This window comes from Saprospiraceae bacterium (assembly GCA_016716185.1).
Classification (GTDB): domain Bacteria; phylum Bacteroidota; class Bacteroidia; order Chitinophagales; family Saprospiraceae; genus Vicinibacter.
Genome location: JADJWV010000001.1, coordinates 186,885 through 209,119 on the forward strand (window position 1 = coordinate 186,885; position 22,235 = coordinate 209,119).

Genomic DNA, 22,235 nt, shown 5'->3' on the forward strand with positions numbered 1-22,235 from the left:
TTCAGCTTTTCGTTTATAGAAACTCTCTGCGCTCTTTGCGAAAAACTCCGCGTTCTCTGCGGTTAAACACGGGACATCATATTCTACTCAGCTCTCTTTAATGAAAATGTACATTTTTTCAACCGCAAAGGAGGATGAGAAGGCGCAGAGGGCGCCGGGAATCTTGGGTTAACTTCATATCCCTTCTTTGAAAATTAAGCTTTTCGTTTATAGAAACTCTTTGCGCTCTTTGCGAAAAACTTAGCGTTCTCTGCGGTTAAACACGAGACATCTTATTCTACTCAGCTCTCATTTATGAAATTAGCTTAGTCTGCAAACTTTAATCTCAAGCTGTTTAGAACCACACTGATGCTGCTTAATGCCATAGCCAATCCGGCCATCATCGGATTTAACCAGATCCCAAACCAGGGAAACAACAATCCTGCAGCAAGCGGTATTCCCAGAAAATTATAAAAAAATGCCCAAAACATATTCTGACGAATGGTCTGAAGGGTGCGCCGCGAAATTTTCAAGGCTTGAGGAATTTTTGAAAGATCAGAAGAGATCAGGACCAGATCTGCTGTTTCTTTCGCGATATCGGCTCCCAAACCCATTGCTATACCTACATCGGCCTGTGCAAGCGCAGGACTGTCGTTGACTCCATCGCCAATCATAGCAACCACGTGACCTGCCTTTTGCTGAGCTTTGACAAAATCAAGTTTATCCATAGGACTTAACTCCGCTTTCCAATGATCTATTCCAGCCTCCTCAGCTATTTTTTGCGCCACAGATTTCTTGTCTCCGGTTAGCATCCAAACAGCTAAATTCTCTTTTTTAAATGCATCCATTAAGCCGGGTATACCTTCTTTGATTTCATCCTGCAAACAGAAAACAGCCAGTACCTGTTCCCGATTAAAAAAATAGATCTGACTTTCCGTAGATTGGCTTGCTTCCCGATCAAAATCAAATAGGAAATCGGCTTGCTTGTTAATTTCTTTTTTCAGAAAATTTTGACTCCCTAAAAAATATTCTTTACCCTCAAAAACAGCAGCAATACCTAAACCCGAATGGTTGGTGAAGGCTTCCGGTTGAATATTGGTGCCCCAATTAAATTCATCAAGCAGGGATTTTGCGAACGGATGTCCAGATCGTTCTGCCATACCCTGCAATATATCCACGCGATGCAAGCCATCTGTCAACCAACTAACTTTCGTTAGTTTTGCGCTTCCACGCGTAATGGTTCCGGTCTTGTCGAAGACCAGCGTATCGACTTTTTGAATTTGTTCCAGGCTTTTAGCATCCCTGATCAGTATTCCGAGTTGTGCCGCTTTTCCCATACCCACAACCACAGCCGTAGGTGTAGCCAAACCCAGGGCACACGGACAAGCGACTATGAGCACCGTTACAAATGCCAGAATTCCGTTTTGCAATCCATTTTCAGAATCCAAAAAATACCAACATAAAAAAGCAAAGCTCGCCATCGCGATCACGACCGGTACAAAAATACCGGCAATGCGATCTGCGAATTGCTGTACATGGGCCTTGGAAGCCTGAGCCTTTTGTACCCATTCAATCATTTGAGCCAAACGGGTTTCCATTCCAACGTTTTTTGCACGATATTCCAAACTCCCATCCAGGTTGGAAGTACCTGCAGTTAGCCAATCGCCCTCTTGTTTGAATACAGGAACGGATTCTCCAGTCATCATAATTTCATCGACATTTGATTGACCGGACTCCACCATTCCATCTACTGCTATTCTGTCTCCCGGACGCGCTACCAATAAATCGCCGGGGATGACTGATGTACTTTTAATCTCGAAAAAATCTCCATTTTCGCCTTTGCGAATGACTTTTGGTGGATGTAGCTCCATCAGTTTACGCAAAGCAGATCCCGTTTTAAATTTGGTCTTTTCTTCCAGCCATTTTCCAAGCAATAAAAAAGCAATGACCACCGCTGCCGATTCAAAATAGACCGGAACGAATCCCATAGCATTTTCCTGATGGCCTTCAGAAAATAAATAGAAAAGACTTGTAAAATAGGCAACAAGAGAACTTAAAGAAACCAAAGTATCCATACTGACACTTCCGTGCCTGGCCAGGCTCCATGCTCTCAAAAAGTAATCCCGACCCCAATAAAAAATAACAGGAGTGGAAAGCAACCACAGGCACCAGGGTGTAAATTTCCAGTGCATATGAAACATTCCCAGCCAAATAACAGGTATACAAATCAACAATGCCCAAACTGCCTTTATTTTGCGTTGATTCACCAATTCAGATTCGTCCTGCTGATTAATAAAGTTTGTACTTATGGATGGTATGGGTTTCAGAGCATACGAGTATTCAGAAATTATTTTTTCCAGCGCTTCTGAACTTATTTTATTTTCCAGAAAACTCAATTGCAAAACAGCATTTGCAAAATTGACGGCTGCGCTTACAACACCCGTTTGTTTTTTGAGAATTTTTTCAATATTCAATGCGCAATTTGCACACGACATTCCTTTTACCCGGTACAGCTTATGTACCCAAGGAATCGCAAATCCTTCATCTTGTAATTTTTGAATTATGGTCGGCAATATTTCTTGCAGCCTTTCTGATCTGAGATGAATTCCATCTTTGAACAATTCATATTCCAGATGGTCGGTATAATCACTAAAGATGTTTTCAAAATAAGCAAGAGTGGGATTGTTTATCTTTGAAAAACTCCATTGAATTTCTATTTGATCCATTTCCAATGTTGCAAAGTATGCAATTAACTTTAGAATTATTCTATAAAACAATCGAGTCCAAACCTTGTTCAGAGAAATCACCCTGCAACTATTTGCGGATCTGAATGAAGCTTAATCTGAATTGCACTAAAAAAGAATAGCGAGACTACTTATTCATCTCGCTATTTCGGATATATATATGGGAATTAGAGAAAAAGCAATTATAAATTCGCCTTAAGTGCTTTTGTCCTTTTTGTTTACAACAAATTTACAAATCTTATTAATATTTGCATGTGTTTTTAGATAAATAATTTATGCTTCTCCGGCTTCAACTCCTTCTTCAACCTTAACTAATTTGCCTGTGGCCAGTTTCGCTTTGATTTTTTCTTCGATTTGGGTGGAAAGCTCCGGATTGTCTTCCAAAAACTGCTTGGCTGCGTCCCTTCCCTGTGCAATTTTGGTCCCTTCGTAGCTAAACCAGGAACCGCTTTTCTGGATGACATTCAAATCAGATCCCAAATCTACAATTTCGCCTGACTTTGAAATTCCTTCTCCATAAGTAATGTCAAACTCCGCTACTCTGAAAGGAGGGGCAAGTTTATTTTTCACGACCTTTACTTTAACGCGGTTACCCACAATGTTTCCATCCTTATCTTTTATGGCATTGCTGGTTCTTCTGATATCCAGACGAATGCTGGCATAAAATTTCAAAGCATTTCCTCCTGTAGTAGTTTCAGGGTTACCAAACATAACTCCGATCTTTTCTCTCAGCTGGTTTATAAAAATACAGCAACAGCCTGTGCGACCTATAGTTCCCGTCAGTTTTCGCAGGGCCTGGCTCATGAGCCTTGCCTGTAAGCCCATTTTGGATTCGCCCATTTCTCCTTCGATCTCACTTTTAGGAACGAGCGCGGCTACTGAATCGATAACGATGATGTCAATAGCACCCGAGCGTATCAAATTTTCGGCAATTTCCAATGCTTGCTCGCCATTGTCGGGCTGGGAGATTAAAAGATCTTCGGTTTTTACACCCAGTGCTTCTGCATAACTCCGGTCAAAAGCATGTTCGGCATCGATAAATGCTGCAATGCCTCCTTTTTTCTGACATTCTGAAATGGCATGGATGGCCAATGTAGTTTTACCAGAACTTTCAGGTCCATATATTTCAACAACTCTTCCGCGAGGTAATCCTCCAATTCCGAGGGCAATATCCAATCCGAGAGAACCCGTGGAAATAGAATCAACCAAATCCAACATGGGTTTATCGCCCAATTTCATGATGCTCCCCTTCCCATATGTTTTCTCAAGCCTGTCTACCGTCAGTGCCAGGGCTTTTAACTTTTCTTCTCTTTCTTTAGACATATTAAATTAATTTATATAAGTGCAAAATTAATGTATTAAATGAATTCGTATGTATAAATATCCTGTATCTAAAACTTTGGATTCTGTGTTTTTAAGCTAGGAAACCATCGGGGTAAACCCTGAAAATGCTCAGGGAAAACCCTGAATTTTGGGCTTTTTTCTTGGATTTACCGAATTTTCGTTATACTCTTGTTTAAGATTTTCATGGGATTAGAGTTAAAGTTTGGATTCCAAAATCCGGTGTTCACCGAAAACCGACTTTTTTTGGAAACGTATTCATGAGATTTTTTCAAGGGATTATGAACCGCCCCTTCCCAACCAGGGGCGGTTTTTTATTATAATCCCAAATTAACCAATTCCTTCTGGGCATTTGAAATATTCCCTCTATTTCTTGAAAAAATTTTTATAATTCTTAATCCTGCTTTGGTTAAGTTCCGCTTTAAAAAATCACCTGTTTCGTCGGAAGCCCTGTTGCAATCGATCTTCAATCTTGATACCCTGTTTCATTTTGCTGAAGAAAAACCTGTTACAATTTCATAAATTTTCCGACAGCCTGGAATTCATTTCCTTTTCCGGATACAAGCATATAATATCCCGGAGATAAATCCCGAATTTCAATTCTATTCTCCCTATCTACTTTGTTTATCTTCCTGATCTTGCGGCCCAACAGGTCGTGAATTTGAATCCAATCACATTCCATATCCGGAATACATTGAAACGAGATCTCGTCTGTTGCAGGATTAGGAAAAACAAGAAAACCACTTGCCTTCTCCGAATAATCTTCCTGATCGACAAATACCCGACAGGGACTAACCAGCTCATCGTGAATAAAATTAATGGCAATGGCATAAAGTGTATCAAAATTTCCCGGTGAAAATTCTTTCACAATGCGATATGTATACTCTTTCGGAAAATGTTCCCGGGTATATACCGGATCCAGATGAATATTGAAATGATTGGAAGATGTCAGACAACTGAATCGCTTTCCCGGAAAATCTATCCAAACATAAAAAGGATCAACCAATTCGGAATTATAATCGGGCGTTACATACGACTGGGAAAGACATTCCCTTGTGTTTAAAAAATCTAAACTATCCCATAGCATGGTCACAGGAAAATTTTTCGTTTTCATAAACAACAAAATTTTAGAACCATTATGGCAAATAGTTCCGGGATCGGGTATTCTGAACACTTCTTCGGCGTATGTGATAATTTTTTTACTTAAAATGCCTTTGGCCACAGAACCGGTAAGAATGCTATGATGCGCCGCTCTGACTTCGAATGCTTTATCAAAGGGATTTTGTAAATCTACTTCTCCGTATTTTGGATTATAAAACTCATTGGCAGAAGTATCAAATCCTATTTGCACCGTGTCGCGGTTTCCTGCAGCGTCGACAAAAGCGAGTTTTACCGAAAATAGAGGATCCATTTGGCCCCATGCAATACACACGATTGTACACAACAAAATGCTCATTGGAATTTTCATAGTTAAAGTTTTAAGAAGTTTTCATATGACACGTGAACCGGTCCTTTCAATCCAAGTACATAAGAACCTTGAGGGAGCCCAAATGCATTCAAATATAAATAATTTTGTCCGGATGATATGTTTACATTTTCATCCAAAACATAAACCGTTCCTGTTGCAAGATGGGTGGCTTCTATCCGAACACCAGACTCCCCATTTCCGTGTGTTATTTTTAAGATTAATTCTCCGGTAACCGGATTCCTGATAATCTCCAATTCATCAAAACCAATCACGCCACAATTTGGTGGATTCGTTATAAACTCATAATTGTACACATCATCGGAACATTCATTAAAGCTTGTCAGCTCTGCTACATAATTGGTCAGCGGTTTTAACAAAGTGTAATTTCCCGGGTATTGAGCATTGGTTTTAAAACAAAAGATTGTTGCTTCGCCATTTTTTATTCCGGAATCATATACCAATATGATGGAATTGGAAGACTGCTCATAAATCCGCAACCGGTATGAAGTTTCATCCCAGCTGCCCGAAAGTTGCAGGCATTCAACGCATTTTCCATCATTCACCAGATCTTCAGGAAGCTGATTGATAAAAGCACTGGCAGGAGGACATCCGCCGATTTTCTCAATTAAATCGCATCTGTTGTTATTGATATAGTTTAACATTTTTGTCAATTGACAAGTTGTCAATGCGGATTTGTTAGAGGAATAAGACATCACGTTATTATCTATGTTTTCAGCAAGGCAACAGGGACTGGGTGAACACGGATCCATTTCGTCACAGTCTCCAATACCATTCTTATTGCCATCGGCATAACCGGGTTCCCCGGGAAATACATTCGCAGATAGTTGTCCCCAGCAGGTAAGACCTTGTTCATTCAAATCTCTATTTTGGCTTGGTTCAATTTTTCCGTTACAGTTTTTATCCCAATCCGCCTTGATAATCGGTGTGTCATCACATCCATCCGAAACAAAACTGTGACCCAAACTCAGAATATGTCCAAGTTCGTGATATAAATTTCCAACGGTCCACCAAATATCGGGATTAAATCGCGAGGCAGAGCCTGTATTGTACCAGCTGGAACCAATTCCGGTAGCTCCTTGTGGTGAATGCGCTATATAAAAATTGATTTCATTGGAAGGATTGACTCCAAATTCATTATGGAGATTATAAATGTTCCCTTCGCCTTCTGCATTGGACTTACAATGGGTGTAAACTCCCTTTAATACAAATCTGAATGGCAGGCATGGGGCTGAACCTGAACTATCCTTTAGCTGCTTCTGGTTATGTTTAATCTCGTTGTTTAAAATTTTGATCATCCGTTCTGTGTTTTCATAAACTTTGTTCTGATCAAAGTTTTCCTGCTGGATCTTACCTTGACAATCGTCATTGACAAAATAATGAACATTGATTCGCAAATAGATCGGTATGCATTCATCCATAATTTCCTGAACATCAAAACATGGATCGGATGACCCCTTAGCATTTGAATTTTGCAGATCTGTCCAAGCACAATAGTATTCATATTGTTGCGAGTTTAATTGTGTGCACCATAATATGATTATGGCAACGAAGTACAGTGTGTGTCTCATAGAAAATTATTTTAGGTGTTAAGAAATAAAATCCAAGGTAGAATAAGCTGGATATCTGGCAAGAGCGAGTTATTGTTTGCCGGAAATGATTTATTGACAGGGGGGTGTTTGTTGATTAAACGGGGATGAGGTCCCTAATATTTTTTATTGCGTTCCCAGTAATTCTGTGCCTGAATTTCGTCCAGGATGTTTAAGTAGTTCCGGTAGCGGATGTCACTTATCGAACCTTCCTCCAACTCCCTTTTAACTGCACATCCCGGTTCGTCCCGGTGTGTACACTGCGAGCCAAACCGGCAATCCACCGAAGCTTTGAAAAATTCCCGGAAATTATGTGCAACATCCATGATCTCCAGATTATTGAAACCAAGCGTTTTTATTCCAGGCATGTCGATCAGAAAAGATTCGTCTTCAATCCTGAACATTTGCGCAAAAGTAGTGGTGTGCATGCCTTTACCAGACCATGAAGAAACTTCACTGGTTTTTAAAATCAAACCAGGTGCTAATGTATTGATCACTGATGATTTCCCTACTCCCGATTGCCCGGAAAACAAACTGATCTTTTGATGCAATCGCGATCGAAGTTCATCGATACCAAATCCCGTAGTTGCTGAAACCGCCAAAACATCATACCCAATTGACCCGTAAATGCGTTTTTGTTCTTCATAAATTTGCTTTTCAGCAACATCATACAAATCCCATTTGTTGAATACAATGATCACAGGAATGTTCTGGGGTTCTGTGGTCAATAGAAAACGATCGATGAATCCGGGTTTCAGTGGAGGTTCACAAATGCTGGTGATCAAAACAGCCTGATCGATATTGCAGGCAATTAAATGAATATGCAAACGCGATTTAGGCGACTGCCTTGCTATGTAATTGCTGCGGGGAAGTACCTGTTTAATAATTCCCTGTTTTTCATTCTCAAGTTCAAGTTCAACCAAATCGCCTACGGCTACCGGATTGGTCACATTTTCCTTGTCGAGTTTCATTCTTCCGGTGAGTCGGCAAGCTAACGAACGTTTGTTCGTATCGTCCCAAATGTCATACCAGCTCCCCGTTGAACGCATTACCCTTCCCTTCAGCATCAGGCCTTTGATTTTTTATCATGAAACGTCTGTTTAAGTTCGGCCAAAGAGCTGATCAATCCGGGAGCGGATTCCACCGCATTTCCTATTACGACCAGGTCGGCTCCGGCGTGAAAAGCTGTAGCTAATTGTTCGGCAGAACGCAGCCCCCCACCCACGATCAATGGAAGATCCCCTCTTTTAGAAACTGCCCTGATCATTTCCGGCGCGACCGGATTTACTGCACCACTGCCAGCTTCCAAATAAATACATTGAAAATTTAGCAGCTTTGAAGCCACTGCTGTGGCTACAGCAACTTCAACTTTATCATGGGGTATGGGTAAGGATTGACTTAAATAGGATGCTGTATTCGACTGTCCTCCATCAATCAACAGGTAAGCTGTTGCAATGACTTCTATATTGGATTCAGAAATTTTCATTGCTGCCTCAACCTGCTTGCCAATCAGATATTCAGCATTGCGGCTTGAAACCAGAGATAAAAATAAAAGTGCATCAGCTGCAAAATGGATCTGGAATTGGTTGCCCGGAAATAAGACAAGTGGAATTTCAGAACCAGATTTAATTTTTTCTATACAAAATTCAAATCGGTCTTCTGCTAATAAACTGCCACCGATAAAAAAATAATCGACTGCATGTTGATTTGAAAGATCAATGATTTGATCCAGGTTTTTCAACTTATTTCTGTCCGGATCAATAAGTATCGCCAGGCTTTTCTTTCCTTCGCGTTTTTTATGCAATATCTGTGAATATATACCCGGCATGATGTTGCAAAGCTAATCAAAACTTTCCCTGAGTGCGCTGAGGATATGGCCTTCAAATTCATAGTAATCGGAAACGCATTTTTCGTGGCCTGAATCGAGTTCCTTATGGTATTCTCCACCGGGATGGATATATCTGATCTTTCCATTTCTTCCAATCAGAAAACTCACGGAAGTAAATTCACGTGGTCCATTGTTGAGCCAGTATTTTTTTAAATGGGTCCAATCCTGGTCAATTGCAACCGGAAATTGAAAATGTTTTTCTGCAACATATTCCCGTATTTCTTCGGGATCACATTGACGCGGTTCAGGTTTTGGATGGTAGAGTCCGATCACCACCAGCCCAGAATCCCGGTATTGCCGATGCCATCCGTTCAAAGCATCTGCAGATTGCACACAAAATATACAACCATCGGTCCACCACCGGAGAAGTACTACATTGTTTTTTAAATCTTTCCATTGGAGATCCTGTGATTGCAACCAGGTCATTTTTGAAAATTCCGGAGGAGCCTCTCCAACTTTTGGTACGCTTTGCTTACATGCAAAAATTGAGAATGTTACAAAATAAAAGTATAAGGAAAATTTCATCAGTGTAAAACCAGAGCCTCGTCTTTGCCAAGGGCTTTGTAACGTCCTTTGGAAAACTTGCTGCCATTAAATTCAAGCTGTCCGCGTACCTGCTGCTTTTCTTCAGAATCCAGCTTTTCAAAATCAGCACATCGCCTCGAGCAACAGTGTTCGTATTTCTCAGCACAGGCAGGACATTGTATAAACAAAATATGACACTGATCATTTTTGCAATTGACATGTACATCGCAGAGGCTTCCGCATTGGTGGCATCTCGATATTATTTCATCGGAAATTCGTTCTCCCAGTCTTTCATCAAAAACAAAATTCTTGCCTTTGAATTTATTTTCCAGTTGCTGATTTTTTACTTGCCTTGCATATTCAATGATGCCTCCATTCAACTGGAATACGTTTTCATATCCCTTGTATTTTAAATATGCGCTTGCTTTTTCACAGCGGATTCCTCCTGTACAATACATCACCAGGTTTTTATTTTTATGTTCCCGGAGCATATCAGAAATTATAGGCAGCGATTCCCTGAATGTTACCACTTCGGGGCAAATGGCATTTTCAAAATGTCCGACTTCGCTTTCGTAATGATTTCGCATGTCGACTAAAACCGTGTCCTTGTTTGCAATGATTTCATTGAATTCTTGAGCATTGAGGTGGACGCCGCAATTGGAAGGGTCAAAGTCCGGATCTTCAATACCATCAGCAACAATTTTACGCCGAACCTTGATGATCAATTTAAAAAATGATTTTCCGTTGTCTTCAATGGCATAATTCAATCTGATCCCATTCAGAAAATCAATATCATTCATCACCGTCTTAAATGCATCCAGATTTGCATTGGGAACAGAAATCTGTGCATTGATGCCTTCTGTAGCTATATAAACGCGACCTAAAACTCCCAACAGTTCGTATCGGTCGTACAAATGGTTTCTGAAAAAATCAGGATTGAGCAGCCGGTGATATTTATAAAAAGAAATGGTCGTCCGCGCTTCCTTGCTTTCCCTCATCTTGCTGAGCAATTCCTCACGGTTGACTAAATTGTAAAGTCGAAGTGCCATATTATTTAATAAGAAACAACAAAGGGGATTGCTTTCCCATTGTCGGTAGTCAGAAAATACAATCCCGGCAGCCATCCTTCTGTGTGGATCTTATGTTGTATTCCGGAATTTTGAAATTGCATAATTTTTTCTCCGAAAACATTTTGAATTGCAACTTGAATTCCAGGATAACCATCCATTGTAACGATCACGAAATTCTTTGCCGGATTTGGGTACAAGCTTATTTCGTTATTCAAATTATTTTTTACATCTACAACGAGTAATGCCTTTTCAACTGCAGCCTTTGCATTTACAAATCCAAATCCATAGGTATTGTTGGGCACACTGGATCCGGTGGAAGGCCAGCAATCAAAATCAGCACTGAGGCGGGTAGCGGTTTCTTCAATGATTTGTTCGATCCGGTTAACCTGTCCTGCCAACAGAGGATTTGCGCTGATCATCAAGGCCACCAATCCGGCGACATGAGGGCCTGCCATGCTGGTACCGTTCCAGGAAGCAAAACTTCCATCGGGTAAAACAGACAATACATCTGAACCCGGTGCAACGACATTGGGTTTGACTCGGGTATTTTTATAATTGACGACGGGTCCGTTGCTGCTGAAATCACTGATCTTTAAATCTTGTCTGACTGAACCTACAGTAAAACTTTCTTCGTATATGGCCGGAATATGATTCAAAGTACTGCAATTGGCCCCATCGTTTCCAGCAGACACTACTACTACTATGCCTGCTTTCTTCAAATTTTCAACAACGCGTTCCATAATTGGAAAAGTTGAAGAGTCGCAACCTTCTTCCAGACTGCAGTACCAGCTGTTGTTGATGACGTGCGGAGCTTTCAGGGGATTGTGATTTTTTCCATCCAGATCATGCGGTGCCAAAAAGAATTCAAAACATTCGATATAAGTAGAAAGTGCTCCATTTCCTCTTTCCATATTTCTGCATCCTATCCATTTGGATTCGGGAGCAACGCCAAAAAGCTGATCGTCTGTATTTCCTACCATGGTGCCTACGGTATGCGTTCCATGTGAATGATCGTCGCAGGGTTCTTTGATACTGAGTCCGCAAGGATTATCGGGACTGCCGCTCAAAGGGCTGATGGTGTGAATAGCATCGTGCCAGTTGTAATTGTGATCGGTTTGTCCGTTTTCGAATCCGCGATATTTATCTTTAAGTCCGTTGACATCCCATTTCACACCGGTATCTTCTCCGGCTACAACGACGCCCTGCCCTTTGAATCCCATATCCCAAACCGCGGGAACATTCATTTGTTCGATACCCCAGGTTATTTCAGGGCCTCTTGGCTTTAAATTTATCGAGTTGTCGACAGTAGGGTATCTAAAGCTTTGTTGCGCATCGTAACTAATTTTGTCGATCTCAGACAAGGATTGCAAATAATTCAAAGCTTCGCGATCGATTTCAGCTGAAATGAGGTTTGCGATATAAAACGATCTAAAATTCAGATGGCGATTTGTTAAATAAGCAATGGTATTTTTCTGGCTGAATTCGGCAGTTTGTTTAAGCTTCGAATAAACATAATTTCCTTTCATTTCTTTGGTCCATTCTTCTTTCCATTCGTCCAGATTTGCCTGGCGTTTAAAAGAGATCAGTACCGGCCATTGTTCTCCCTGATTCATTTTTTCAGAAAGCATGGGGCTCAACTGCGCAGATAGATTTGTTAAAATCAATGAAAATAAAATGGTGCAATATTTCATATGGTTCTTCATTCTGATTTTAAGTACGTTTATATATATAAATTTTTTCATACGGTTTTGGTGAAGGTGGCGAAAATGCAGTCCATAGAATCAAAATCCAATAAAAAAATAAGGCATGATCTGTGTTCCCTAAATGCTTTGCAAATTTAGAGCGTTTTACAAAATAATAGTGCATCTTTTATAACGAATGGGGGACGAAATTGATTCCATTTTCCTGAGTTTTATGCGAAAAATGCTTAAGAATTCTGTCTCCTGATAAGCCTTTTGTGCTTTACTTTGTTGTATAGCTGCCATTATTGAAAATCAAAGATGCCAAAAGGAACCACAGACCGCAAAAAAGACCACATCGAACTTGCATTTGAGTCGCAAACAGAGGCCAGGCAGCTCGACCACCGCTTTTATTACGAACCGGCCTTAAGCGGGCACCCGCCATTTGAACAGGTCCTTCCCTTTCAGTTTGGCAACAAAACACTGTCGTATCCGATCTGGGTATCGAGCATGACCGGAGGCACGGAAAAGGCCCGGAAAATCAATGAAAACTTAGCACACGCCTGCAGGGAGTTTGGCCTGGGATTGGGGCTGGGTTCGTGCAGAAAACTGGTCGATGATCCTGGCTGTCTTCCCGACTTTGACATGAGGGATACCATAGGCAGCGCTTTGCCCCTTTTTGCAAATTTAGGGATCGCACAACTTGAAGAATGGCTGGCCAAAGGAACACCTGAAAAAATATCCGGTCTGGTTAAAAGATTACAGGCCGATGGATTGATCATTCATTTAAATCCATTTCAGGAATTTATGCAACCGGAAGGCGATCATTTCAAAGTAAAGCCTGTAGAAACCATCCAAAAAATTTTAGACCATTTTGAATTTCCGGTCATTGTAAAGGAAGTCGGACAAGGAATGGGACCAGCCTCTTTGAAGGCTCTTTTGCAGATGCCCTTACTGGCCATTGAATTTGGCGCTTTTGGCGGCACCAATTTCAGTTTATTGGAAATTCAACGCCAGAACCATAACTTTAAAGAAGATCTTTTACCCTTGTCGATGATCGGGCATACAGCTTTGCAAATGGTCGAATATTGTAATACTATTTCAGAAGAGGTCAAGGTACAATGTCAATTTTTAATCATTTCAGGAGGAATAAAAAGTTTTTTGGACGGCTATTATCTGATTCAAAAAAGTAAAATTCCGGCTATATATGGACAGGCTTCCGGGTTTTTAGCGCATGCTCTGGGGGATTACGAAAGTTTGAGATCGTATGTGAAAAATCAGTTGCGGGGATTGCAGTTGGCACATGCCTTCCTCAAAGTAATATGATTGAAATTTCTTTAAATAAAAAATTTTGAAAGCAAAAACCATCAGCGGTTTTTCAAAATTGTCGAAACGCGGCAAGATCAAATGGATTGTTGAAAATTTTTTCAAAGATCCGGAGAATGTCATGCATGAACTCATGAGTTACTGGCACCGGAACGAAGACCAGCAAAAAATTCTCGATGCCTTCAGCGAAAACACGATCAGCAATTACATGTTACCTTATAGTGTAGCGCCCAATTTTCTGATCAATGGAAAAATGTATTGCGTACCTATGGTTACTGAAGAAAGTTCGGTGGTTGCTGCCGCTTCTGCAGGTGCCAAATTCTGGATGGGGCGCGGAGGTATTCATGCCAAAGTTTTGGGTACTGTAAAACTCGGACAAATCCATTTCAACTGGAATGGAAACGCTGATTTCCTGAATGAACATTTACCTGCATTAAAAAAGCAAATGCTGGACGAGGCTTCAGAGCTTATAAAAAATATGCAACAACGCGGAGGCGGTGTGGGTACTTTGCAAATCCGTCAATTTGAGAACCTGCCGAATTATGTTCAATTGCTCATATCATTTGAGACTTGCGACTCCATGGGAGCAAACTTTATCAATTCCTGTTTGGAAAGTTTCAGTGCTACCCTTGAAAAATTCATTACACAATCTCCACTTTTAAAAGACGATGAAAGAGATGTCGAAATCATCATGTCGATCCTTTCCAATTATACCCCAGAATGTCTGGTGAGAACCTGGGTCGAATGCCCCATTGAAGATTTAGGAGATTTTGGCGGCCACCTTTCTCCTGTTGATTTTGCTGCCAAATTTTACCAGGCCGTTGAAATCGCCACTTGCGATACGTATCGTGCCGTGACTCACAACAAAGGAATTTTCAATGGGATAGATGCGGTGGTGTTGGCTACGGCCAATGATTTCAGAGCTGTCGAAGCTTGCGGACATGCCTATGCTTCGAGAAACGGGAAGTATTCCAGTCTGAGTTCCTGCGAATTAAAGAATGGTATTTTCCGTTTCAGCCTCGAAATTCCTCTGGCCTTAGGAACTGTTGGGGGTTTGACTTCCCTTCATCCGATGGCCCGAAGATCTTTGGAGTTGTTGCAAAATCCGGATTCGAAAGAATTGATGATGGTTGCTGCGGCAACCGGGCTTGCACAAAATTTTGCAGCCTTACGATCGTTAGTTACGACGGGCATTCAATACGGCCACATGAAAATGCATTTAAAGAATATCCTCCTGCAACTCCAGGCCACAGAACAGGAAATTCAAAAAGCCCAGGATCATTTTCGACTGCATAAAGTGAGTTTTAATGCGGTGAGGCAGTATTTGGAGGAATTGAGGAAAATAAAGGGATAAAGGCTTATAGGCTTATAGGCTTATAGGCTTACAGGCTTATAGGCTTACAGGCTTATAGGCTTATAGGCTTATAGGCTTATAGGCTTATAGGCTTACAGGCTTATAGGCTTGTAGGCTTATAGGCTTATAGGCCTACAGGCTTATAGGCTTACAGGCTTATAGGCTTATAGGGATATAGGCTTATAGGGATATAGGCTTACAGGGATATAGGCCTAATTGCCTACATGCCTCAAAGCCTAATTGCCTGCATGCCTAATTGCCTACATGCCTAAACTCTTAAAGGTTCTCGCAAAATCCCCTTCGAAGAAAAATATACAGCCTACTTAATGAAAATTGACTCTACAGGTAAGTTACCAACCATTACAAAAGGCCCAAATGCAAAAAATCTACTCCATGCTACAGTTTTTCCAAACTTATCGGAAGGCCAATTATCCATAGAATTGAATTCCAATTCTCCTCATACTTCAATTGAACTCATAGATATTTCAGGAAATACCGTATTTCGTTCGGGCGAATTGACCGAGGGAAAGCACGATTTCAATTTAAGCCATTTGCCTCAAGGAAATTATTTTTATTCAGTTGTGAGAGAAGGTAAAATTCTAACGCAAGGATCATGGATGAAGGCAAGGTAAAGTTATTTCCAACACATCTTTAGTATAAATTAATGACAAAATAAATGTGAAACATGCATTTATTTGAGGCTATAAATCCTTTTTGCCAAAAATCCTGACGGCCAAAACCAAAGTTAATACGATCCACAAGACCATGATCCCTCCGGTAAAAGCAATACCATATATGCTTCCGAAGAACTCTTTAAACAATGCCCCGGTATAGCCCATCAACGCGCTCACATCCATTTGCAGCATCATGGATACGCGGGCCAGGTCGATGGGATTTAATGCCGTCAATAACAAGGTTATTTTTTCAAGAGGATAATCGCTGAAGCTAAACAAAATCATCAGCACGATTCCGTCGTAAACCAAAGCAAAGTAAAACCAGATCATCAGAACGGCTCCTATCCCTCTCGCTTTGTCGCGAGACAACACAGCGGTCAGAAATGCCAGGGAAGTACAAGCCATGGTGAGTCCGCAACCCGTGATCATAAACATCAATGACAAATACGATGGATAATACAACAAGACAGGAATTCCTAGGCCCAATAAAAATGCAATGATCAGCGATAAGGAAGTTGCAAAATACTCGCTAATAATCAACTGTTTTCGTCCAAGAGGTTGCGCAAGCAACATTTCCATAAATTCATATGAATTGTAATAGTGTATGGTTGCAAAGATCATACTGATCAGTGGAAGAATGATCAATTCTATATTGAGCAAACTCATCAGAGCTTTATCGGGATTTTCATCGAGATTAAACAACAACATCCCCGCCAGGAATTGAAAAATACCGTAGAGCAATATGACCTTGTTTCGGACGATGTCTGATATGATGTATTTACTTAATTTCCACATAAGTTTCGCTTACTGATTTTGCATCATGATACTCGCAATTGCTTTACCAAACTTTTGTTCGCCCGTAAATTCTTTTAATTCATCCATGCTCGAATTGTACCGCACTTTCCCATCCTGCAAATACAATACATGAGTAGTGAGTTCATCGAAATCACTCAACACATGCGAGGTGATCAGAATCAATTTATTTTTATTTTTGGCTGTGTGAATTTTTTCTTTTAATATCTCTGAGGCCAGCGGATCCAATCCTGCAGTGGGTTCATCCAGAATATAAATAGGAGGATCAAATAAAAAAGCAACTGCCGCACTCACTTTCTGGCGTGTTCCACCGGAAAGCGTTCGCATGCTTTTGTGATAAATGCTCCTCAATTGAAAGGCTTCAATAAGTTCAACATCCTGTTGGTCCTTTGGCAAATTTCTCAACTCGATGAGTAAATCAAACAATTGTCCGACTTTCATGTGATCCGGGTATCGCCCGATCTGCGGCATGTAACCGATCTGAGCCCGGTAATTGTAATGATCGCCGATAGACTCCCCCTGAATCGATATATGCCCTGAATCGGGCCGGACCAAACCGAGTATACATTTGATCAATGTGGTTTTACCCGATCCGTTCGGACCAATTAATGAAGTAACTTCCTGGGATTGAAAATCTACGCTGATTTCGTCCAAAGCCTTCAGCTTCTTAAACTGCTTACAGAGTTGCCGGATCTCAATCATAAATGCAATGGTTTCATCAATGGCTTGTGATCGATCAATAATTCCGGAGTCAAACTGGGAATCGCCTTTTCTGCTTTTTCTAAAAACGAAATTAATATGCTGCGCAATAAGATCAATGTATATGGATTTTGCTCAACAATGACTGAATACATACTCACCGGTCTGTAGGGAATATCTCCAATTCCGTCGCGGGTCCGATCATAACCATCGTATTTATCCCAGTAATTTCCATTAAATGAATTCAATACCAGAGAACCATTGGTGGCGATATCAAAACTATTGCCCTTGAAATTATTCAGCTGTATGGTATTTTCATTGCAGCTGGCCTGAACTTTCATGGCCCATCCATTTTTATTAAATTTATTCCTTTGGATGTACATTCTGTTGGTTCCTTCCATAAAAATACCTACTGTATTTCCTTCAAACAGATTATTGTTGATCTCGCTGTCGGAAATGTCTTTCAATAAAATACCATATGAAGCACTGCCCCAGTTATCGACAAATTCATTGGATAACATACTTACATCTTTCGAGTACATCACAGCTACACCTGCACCATTTTCACTAAATCTGTTATGAGCATATGTGTTTTGATGTGAAAACATAAAATGCAGGCCATATCGCAGATTCTCACAACTCAGATTGCAGATGATCATCGATTCCGTTACGAACTCCAAATAAATGCCGTCCCGGTGATTGCTGATGGTATTCCCTTCAATTGTTGCGTTTTTACATTTCCAGAGGTGGATTCCATTTCCTGTATTTTGCTCTGTCTTCAGTTCCCCCCGGATCCGATTGTTGCGAACAACGATTTCCTCTGTGTTCGACAAATGTATTGCAAAATAAGCCCGATGGATCTCGTTATCTTCTAAAAGAATTTTTCTGGCATTAATACATTTGATGGCCGCATAATCATACATGGTTGAATAACGGCAGTTCATAAATTTAAATCCTATGACAGCAATGGAATTCCCACTAATAGTGAGTATTTCATTTTTTTGTTCTCCGTCAAGCACGGGTTTCCCGATACCCATCAAGGAAATGGATTTATCGATGATGATATTTCCTTCCCTGTAAATTCCTTCAAATACCAGGACCGTATCACCGGCTGAAGCTACAGACAGAGCCTCCCTGATTGTTCGAATTTGTCCTGTCTGTGATCTTACTTCAATTATAGTTGCATGCAGATTTCCGCTTAAGAGCAACAGAAGAAACAAGTAATTATGAAATTTTAAATTCAGATTCAAAAGCCTTTCCTATTCTATATTCGCGTAAATATAATTCCAATCTACAATATTCCTGTTTTGGCCTTGTTTGGCAAAATTATTGGCCCCTGGGATGGTACCAAAAGCTGCCGTGTTGAAATTCATAGGTGTTCTGATATCTTCCCCATAAACAAACTTACAACTGTTCACTTCGAGCAGATTATTTTCCTTTTCATAATCCATAACCAGTACCAGTGCGGGTTTTTGCTGGTCAAATGCTCCGGATTTCATCAAACGGATCATACAACCGAGATCGTCAAATTTATATACCTTACCCTTATCTGTTACAATTTCCGATCCGAATTTCCGGTCTACAATGCCCATTTTACAAGTATGGCAAATATCTGTTCCGTAATTAAAAGCTTCGGGCTCGGGTTTACAGGAAAAGAAACTGAAACTGCTCATCAAAACGATTGCAGCCATTTGTGAAGGAATTGTCTTTTTGCGAAACCTGTTCCACTCATACAGCCAGACGAAAGCCATAATTGCCGCAGCAATAAAAATGATCCAGCCACCAACATCGGGTTGAGAATAAGCATCGAAATTTAATAACCTTTTATGACCGATCACAGGAGGCTGATAAGACAATCCGGGAACTTTTATAGCGGCGGTAGGATCGAGGTTGTGACCATATTCGTAGCCCCATCTATAAAAGTCATACATGCTGAATGCCCCTCCGAAAGCGGTGAATACCAGATACCAGAAAAGTATATTTAATCTTCCGGCATAGGCAACCAGTAAGCCAAGCAAAATGTAAAATGCAACGATGTATACCAATACGTCAAATTCAGGAAACATTTCTACAGATATATGTCTCATCCCAATATAATGATTCAGTCCATTGATGATCTCGACATCTCCCGACAATGACTTTAGCCAGATTTTCATGGTGAGGCCCTCCGGATATTGTGGCGCAAACAAATCGATTCTCCAAATGGGCACAAAGTAAGTGAGCAAAAGAGAAAGCGACATGGCGAATACAATCCACCTGGATCTGTTGCTGATAATGGTATGGCTCATATTAAAATTTTAATCGCTTAAAAACAAGGAAAAATCTCTGCAAACTCAATTCGAATTCAATGACCAGAGACTCCATTATTAATCATAAAGAGTCAATTCACATCTGATAAAATGGGGCGTTACTTAAATCAAGTCTCGCCCCTAATCAAATCAAATGATCTTATTGCTCAATCAAAACAAGTTCATCGAAGTTTATTCCGGTGGCAGCAAAACAGCGTCTACCACATATACAATCCCGTTGGATGCAGGCACAGCGGCAACTACATTCGCAGAATTGTTGATCATGATCTTACCGTCTTTAACCTGAACCGTAATATTCTTGGTATTGGCCATGTTGATGGTCTGTCCGTCGCGAAACATGTTTTCCCTGTAAACTCCTATAGCAACATGATATTCCAGGATGTTCTGTAAAGCATCTTTCTGATCAGCTTTCATAAGATTATCCAAAGTACCAGCAGGTAGTTTATCGAATGCCGCATTGGCCGGAGCAAAGACTGTAAATGGTCCTGCATTGGCCAGGTCATTGACATACTCGGCTTGTTGAAGTGCTTTTACTAATGTGGAGTGATCTGCAGAACCAACAGCAACTTTCACAATATCTTTTTGTGAAGCATCATCCTGCACCCCTGCCTGTCCAAGGTCGGCAGCCTGATTTTGTGCTGGTGCAGCTCCGGCATCCGTTGCTTTTTCTCCACCCTGGCATGAAATAAGTAACAAACTACTTATCATCATGGCGAATTGAATGATCTTTTTCATATTTTATTTTTTTGATGTAAAAAACATTAATTCAAATACGATTATTGGGTTGGTTCAGCTTGCTCACCGGTTGAAAATGTAAGGGCAACGTTAGAACCCGCAGGACTCACTCTGACGTATCCCTGCATTTCCTGGTGCAATGCCGAACAAAAATCCGTACAATACATCGGGAATACTCCTACTCTGTCAGGTTTCCACATCAGCGTCTGTGTTTCTCCGGGCATGATCAATAATTCGGCATTGTTTGCTCCTTTTACAGCGAATCCGTGAGGAACATCCCAATCCTGTTCGAGATTCGTCACATGGAAGTAAACGACATCACCTATTTTAACCCCTTCAATGTTATCCGGTGTAAAATGCGAACGAATGGAAGTCATATACACGTGAACTTCATTTCCCTTGCGCGTTACTTTAGATTCCTTTTCACCCAAAGCAACATGTGGGTTTTTATTTTCTTCCAGCTTGTAAATTTTTGTTGAATTTTTCGCGAGCAACTCCGCAGGAATGGCTTCACCATAGTGTGGTTCGCCAATCGTAGGGAAGTCGAGTAATAATTGCATTTTTTCTCCGTCGATGGAATACAATTGAGCGCTTTGCGTCAATTCGGGTCCGGTTGGCAGATACCGGTCTTTGGTAATCTTGTTGTAAGCAATCACGTATTTACCCCATGGCTTTTTAGTAGGTCCTCCGGGAACGCATAAGTGACCAATAGAATAATAGGTAGGTACACGGTCTAACACTTGTAAGTCGCTCACTCTCCATTTTACAATTTCAGAAGAAACAAAAAATGAAGTGTATGCATTTCCTTTATCGTCAAACTCCGTGTGAAGGGGGCCTAATCCGGGTTTTTTTACTTCTCCATGCAATACGGCATCGTATTTCAAAACCGGAATGCCTTCATAATCTCCTTCAAAATTTTTTGCAGCAATCGCTTCCTGAATTTTAGTAAAAGAGAAAACGGGAATCAATGCAGCCAATTTTCCACTACCTACGATGTATTCACCAGTTGGATCTGTATCACAACCATGTGGTGATTTCGGACAAGGCATGAAATAAACCATATCCGGACAATCCTTAGGATCCAATACGACTACTTCCGTCTCAATTTTGGAGGTTGCCATGTGTGTGGCATCATCGTATTTGTTATGTGCATATTTCACTGCTTTTTTCACACCTTTTCCTGCATTCAGATATTCTTCTGCTTTTTTCCAGTTTACAGCCATGATAAAGTCTTTGTCCATCTGACTGGCGTTAACTTCTAATAAAGTATTTGCTCTTTCAGCATTGTAACAGCTGAAGAAAAACCAACCATGAGACTTTCCTTTACCAGCCCTGGCCAGGTCAAAGTTGATTCCAGGCAGTAATATTTGAAAAGCAAGATTCATATCGCCACTTTCTTTGTTCACAGAAATGAAACTCACCGTACCGCGGAAATTTTCCTTATAGGTCTTGATTGGAACATCCACTTTATCGCCCATAGGAATGCTGAAACGCGTACCCGCTACTACGTATTCCGTATTTTCTGTGATGAATGGAGAGGAGTGATTACCACCGCTGTTGGGAATTTCAATGATCTCTACTGTTTTGAAGGTTTTGAGGTCAATTCTCGCAATACGCGGTGTATTATTGCCATTTCCAAATATCCATTTCCCATCGTGAATACCATCAGTAACCGATAATGCAGGGTGGTGCAAATCATCCCAGGGTACAAAACCATGAGAAGTGTTCAACATGGGTTTGGTTTCTTCAGAATAACCGTAACCCTTTTCCGGATCCACAGAAAAAACCGGGATCACTCTGAACAATCTGCCTGATGGTAATCCGTAAACAGACATTTGTCCGCTAAAGCCTCCGGATACGAAATTGTAGAATTCGTCGTATTTACCCGGCGGTACATATGATTTTACAGCTGAATTTCCACCCACCGCTGTTTGAACCCCTTTGGGCTTGCAGCCGTTTGAAAAGATAAAAACCAGCACCAGCATGGCTGAAAGTGCCATGCCCATTTTAAGTTTGATTGACAT

At 40.8% G+C, this 22,235-nt stretch carries 18 protein-coding genes; 3 read left to right on the forward strand and 15 right to left on the reverse strand.

What is annotated here, in order from left to right; translation table 11 throughout:
- Positions 1-305: 305 nt before the first annotated feature.
- The 9 genes from IPM34_00670 to IPM34_00710 all read right to left on the reverse strand — a co-directional run bounded on the left by IPM34_00670 (position 306) and on the right by IPM34_00710 (position 12,325).
- The gene (locus tag IPM34_00670) at positions 306-2,705 is read right to left on the reverse strand and encodes a copper-translocating P-type ATPase (GenBank protein ID MBK8954056.1); all 2,400 of its coding nucleotides are present in this window, start codon (positions 2,703-2,705) and stop codon (positions 306-308) included.
- 291 nt (positions 2,706-2,996) lie between these two features.
- A complete protein-coding gene (gene recA / locus IPM34_00675) occupies positions 2,997-4,046 on the reverse strand; it encodes a recombinase RecA (protein MBK8954057.1) in 1,050 nt (349 codons plus the stop codon).
- 526 nt (positions 4,047-4,572) lie between these two features.
- Positions 4,573-5,532 carry a T9SS type A sorting domain-containing protein gene (locus tag IPM34_00680; protein MBK8954058.1) on the reverse strand — a complete coding sequence of 320 codons (960 nt, stop codon included), beginning with the start codon at positions 5,530-5,532 and terminating at the stop codon, positions 4,573-4,575.
- A 2-nt stretch (positions 5,533-5,534) separates the two neighbouring features.
- Positions 5,535-7,121 carry a hypothetical protein gene (locus IPM34_00685; protein ID MBK8954059.1) on the reverse strand — a complete coding sequence of 529 codons (1,587 nt, stop codon included), beginning with the start codon at positions 7,119-7,121 and terminating at the stop codon, positions 5,535-5,537.
- Between the two features lie 134 nt (positions 7,122-7,255).
- Positions 7,256-8,203 (reverse strand): ribosome small subunit-dependent GTPase A, encoded by a 948-nt coding sequence (gene rsgA / locus IPM34_00690; GenBank protein ID MBK8954060.1) that lies wholly within the window; start codon positions 8,201-8,203, stop codon positions 7,256-7,258.
- 2 nt (positions 8,204-8,205) lie between these two features.
- Positions 8,206-8,943 carry a geranylgeranylglyceryl/heptaprenylglyceryl phosphate synthase gene (locus IPM34_00695; protein MBK8954061.1) on the reverse strand — a complete coding sequence of 246 codons (738 nt, stop codon included), beginning with the start codon at positions 8,941-8,943 and terminating at the stop codon, positions 8,206-8,208.
- Positions 8,944-8,979: 36 nt separating this feature from the next.
- Positions 8,980-9,552, reverse strand: a complete 573-nt coding sequence (locus IPM34_00700) for a redoxin domain-containing protein (protein ID MBK8954062.1) — start codon at positions 9,550-9,552, stop codon at positions 8,980-8,982.
- Positions 9,552-10,601, reverse strand: a complete 1,050-nt coding sequence (locus tag IPM34_00705) for a rhodanese-related sulfurtransferase (GenBank protein MBK8954063.1) — start codon at positions 10,599-10,601, stop codon at positions 9,552-9,554. The genes IPM34_00700 and IPM34_00705 overlap by 1 nt, the downstream gene beginning before the upstream one ends.
- 5 nt (positions 10,602-10,606) lie before the next feature.
- Complete coding sequence (locus IPM34_00710) at positions 10,607-12,325, reverse strand: S8 family serine peptidase (GenBank protein ID MBK8954064.1); 1,719 nt, start codon at positions 12,323-12,325, stop codon at positions 10,607-10,609.
- A 297-nt stretch (positions 12,326-12,622) separates the two neighbouring features.
- Here IPM34_00710 and IPM34_00715 point away from each other — a divergent pair, with 297 nt between their 5' ends.
- The 3 genes from IPM34_00715 to IPM34_00725 all read left to right on the forward strand — a co-directional run bounded on the left by IPM34_00715 (position 12,623) and on the right by IPM34_00725 (position 15,613).
- Entirely contained in the window at positions 12,623-13,627 is a 1,005-nt protein-coding gene (locus tag IPM34_00715; GenBank protein MBK8954065.1) for a type 2 isopentenyl-diphosphate Delta-isomerase, read from the forward strand.
- Between the two features lie 22 nt (positions 13,628-13,649).
- Positions 13,650-14,981 carry a hydroxymethylglutaryl-CoA reductase gene (locus tag IPM34_00720; GenBank protein ID MBK8954066.1) on the forward strand — a complete coding sequence of 444 codons (1,332 nt, stop codon included), beginning with the start codon at positions 13,650-13,652 and terminating at the stop codon, positions 14,979-14,981.
- A gap of 326 nt (positions 14,982-15,307) precedes the next feature.
- Positions 15,308-15,613 carry a T9SS type A sorting domain-containing protein gene (locus tag IPM34_00725; protein ID MBK8954067.1) on the forward strand — a complete coding sequence of 102 codons (306 nt, stop codon included), beginning with the start codon at positions 15,308-15,310 and terminating at the stop codon, positions 15,611-15,613.
- Positions 15,614-15,682: 69 nt separating this feature from the next.
- On the opposite strand, the gene IPM34_00730 is transcribed toward IPM34_00725, so the two are convergent.
- The 6 genes from IPM34_00730 to nosZ form a co-directional block, all read right to left on the reverse strand.
- Positions 15,683-16,450 (reverse strand): ABC transporter permease subunit, encoded by a 768-nt coding sequence (locus IPM34_00730; GenBank protein ID MBK8954068.1) that lies wholly within the window; start codon positions 16,448-16,450, stop codon positions 15,683-15,685.
- 9 nt (positions 16,451-16,459) lie between these two features.
- Positions 16,460-17,170 carry an ABC transporter ATP-binding protein gene (locus IPM34_00735; protein MBK8954069.1) on the reverse strand — a complete coding sequence of 237 codons (711 nt, stop codon included), beginning with the start codon at positions 17,168-17,170 and terminating at the stop codon, positions 16,460-16,462.
- On the reverse strand, positions 17,167-18,387 hold the full coding sequence (gene nosD / locus IPM34_00740) for a nitrous oxide reductase family maturation protein NosD (protein ID MBK8954070.1): 1,221 nt from the start codon (positions 18,385-18,387) through the stop codon (positions 17,167-17,169). Before nosD ends, IPM34_00735 begins: the two co-directional genes overlap by 4 nt.
- A gap of 39 nt (positions 18,388-18,426) precedes the next feature.
- Entirely contained in the window at positions 18,427-19,455 is a 1,029-nt protein-coding gene (locus IPM34_00745; GenBank protein ID MBK8954071.1) for a nitrous oxide reductase accessory protein NosL, read from the reverse strand.
- Positions 19,456-19,647: 192 nt separating this feature from the next.
- A complete protein-coding gene (locus tag IPM34_00750; GenBank protein MBK8954072.1) occupies positions 19,648-20,211 on the reverse strand; it encodes a fasciclin domain-containing protein in 564 nt (187 codons plus the stop codon).
- A gap of 41 nt (positions 20,212-20,252) precedes the next feature.
- Complete coding sequence (gene nosZ / locus IPM34_00755; protein MBK8954073.1) at positions 20,253-22,217, reverse strand: Sec-dependent nitrous-oxide reductase; 1,965 nt, start codon at positions 22,215-22,217, stop codon at positions 20,253-20,255.
- Positions 22,218-22,235 lie beyond the last annotated feature (18 nt).

Coding starts and splice junctions, on each gene's coding strand:
- IPM34_00735 (MBK8954069.1), bottom strand. CDS start 17,170: ATGATTGAGATCCGGCAACTCTGTAAGCAGTTTAAGAAGCTGAAGGCT.
- IPM34_00730 (MBK8954068.1), bottom strand. CDS start 16,450: ATGTGGAAATTAAGTAAATACATCATATCAGACATCGTCCGAAACAAG.
- IPM34_00700 (MBK8954062.1), bottom strand. CDS start 9,552: ATGAAATTTTCCTTATACTTTTATTTTGTAACATTCTCAATTTTTGCA.
- IPM34_00705 (MBK8954063.1), bottom strand. CDS start 10,601: ATGGCACTTCGACTTTACAATTTAGTCAACCGTGAGGAATTGCTCAGC.
- IPM34_00685 (MBK8954059.1), bottom strand. CDS start 7,121: ATGAGACACACACTGTACTTCGTTGCCATAATCATATTATGGTGCACA.
- IPM34_00710 (MBK8954064.1), bottom strand. CDS start 12,325: ATGAAGAACCATATGAAATATTGCACCATTTTATTTTCATTGATTTTA.
- IPM34_00750 (MBK8954072.1), bottom strand. CDS start 20,211: ATGAAAAAGATCATTCAATTCGCCATGATGATAAGTAGTTTGTTACTT.
- IPM34_00725 (MBK8954067.1), top strand. CDS start 15,308: ATGAAAATTGACTCTACAGGTAAGTTACCAACCATTACAAAAGGCCCA.
- recA (MBK8954057.1), bottom strand. CDS start 4,046: ATGTCTAAAGAAAGAGAAGAAAAGTTAAAAGCCCTGGCACTGACGGTA.
- nosZ (MBK8954073.1), bottom strand. CDS start 22,217: ATGGGCATGGCACTTTCAGCCATGCTGGTGCTGGTTTTTATCTTTTCA.
- IPM34_00680 (MBK8954058.1), bottom strand. CDS start 5,532: ATGAAAATTCCAATGAGCATTTTGTTGTGTACAATCGTGTGTATTGCA.
- IPM34_00670 (MBK8954056.1), bottom strand. CDS start 2,705: ATGGATCAAATAGAAATTCAATGGAGTTTTTCAAAGATAAACAATCCC.
- IPM34_00715 (MBK8954065.1), top strand. CDS start 12,623: ATGCCAAAAGGAACCACAGACCGCAAAAAAGACCACATCGAACTTGCA.
- IPM34_00745 (MBK8954071.1), bottom strand. CDS start 19,455: ATGAGCCATACCATTATCAGCAACAGATCCAGGTGGATTGTATTCGCC.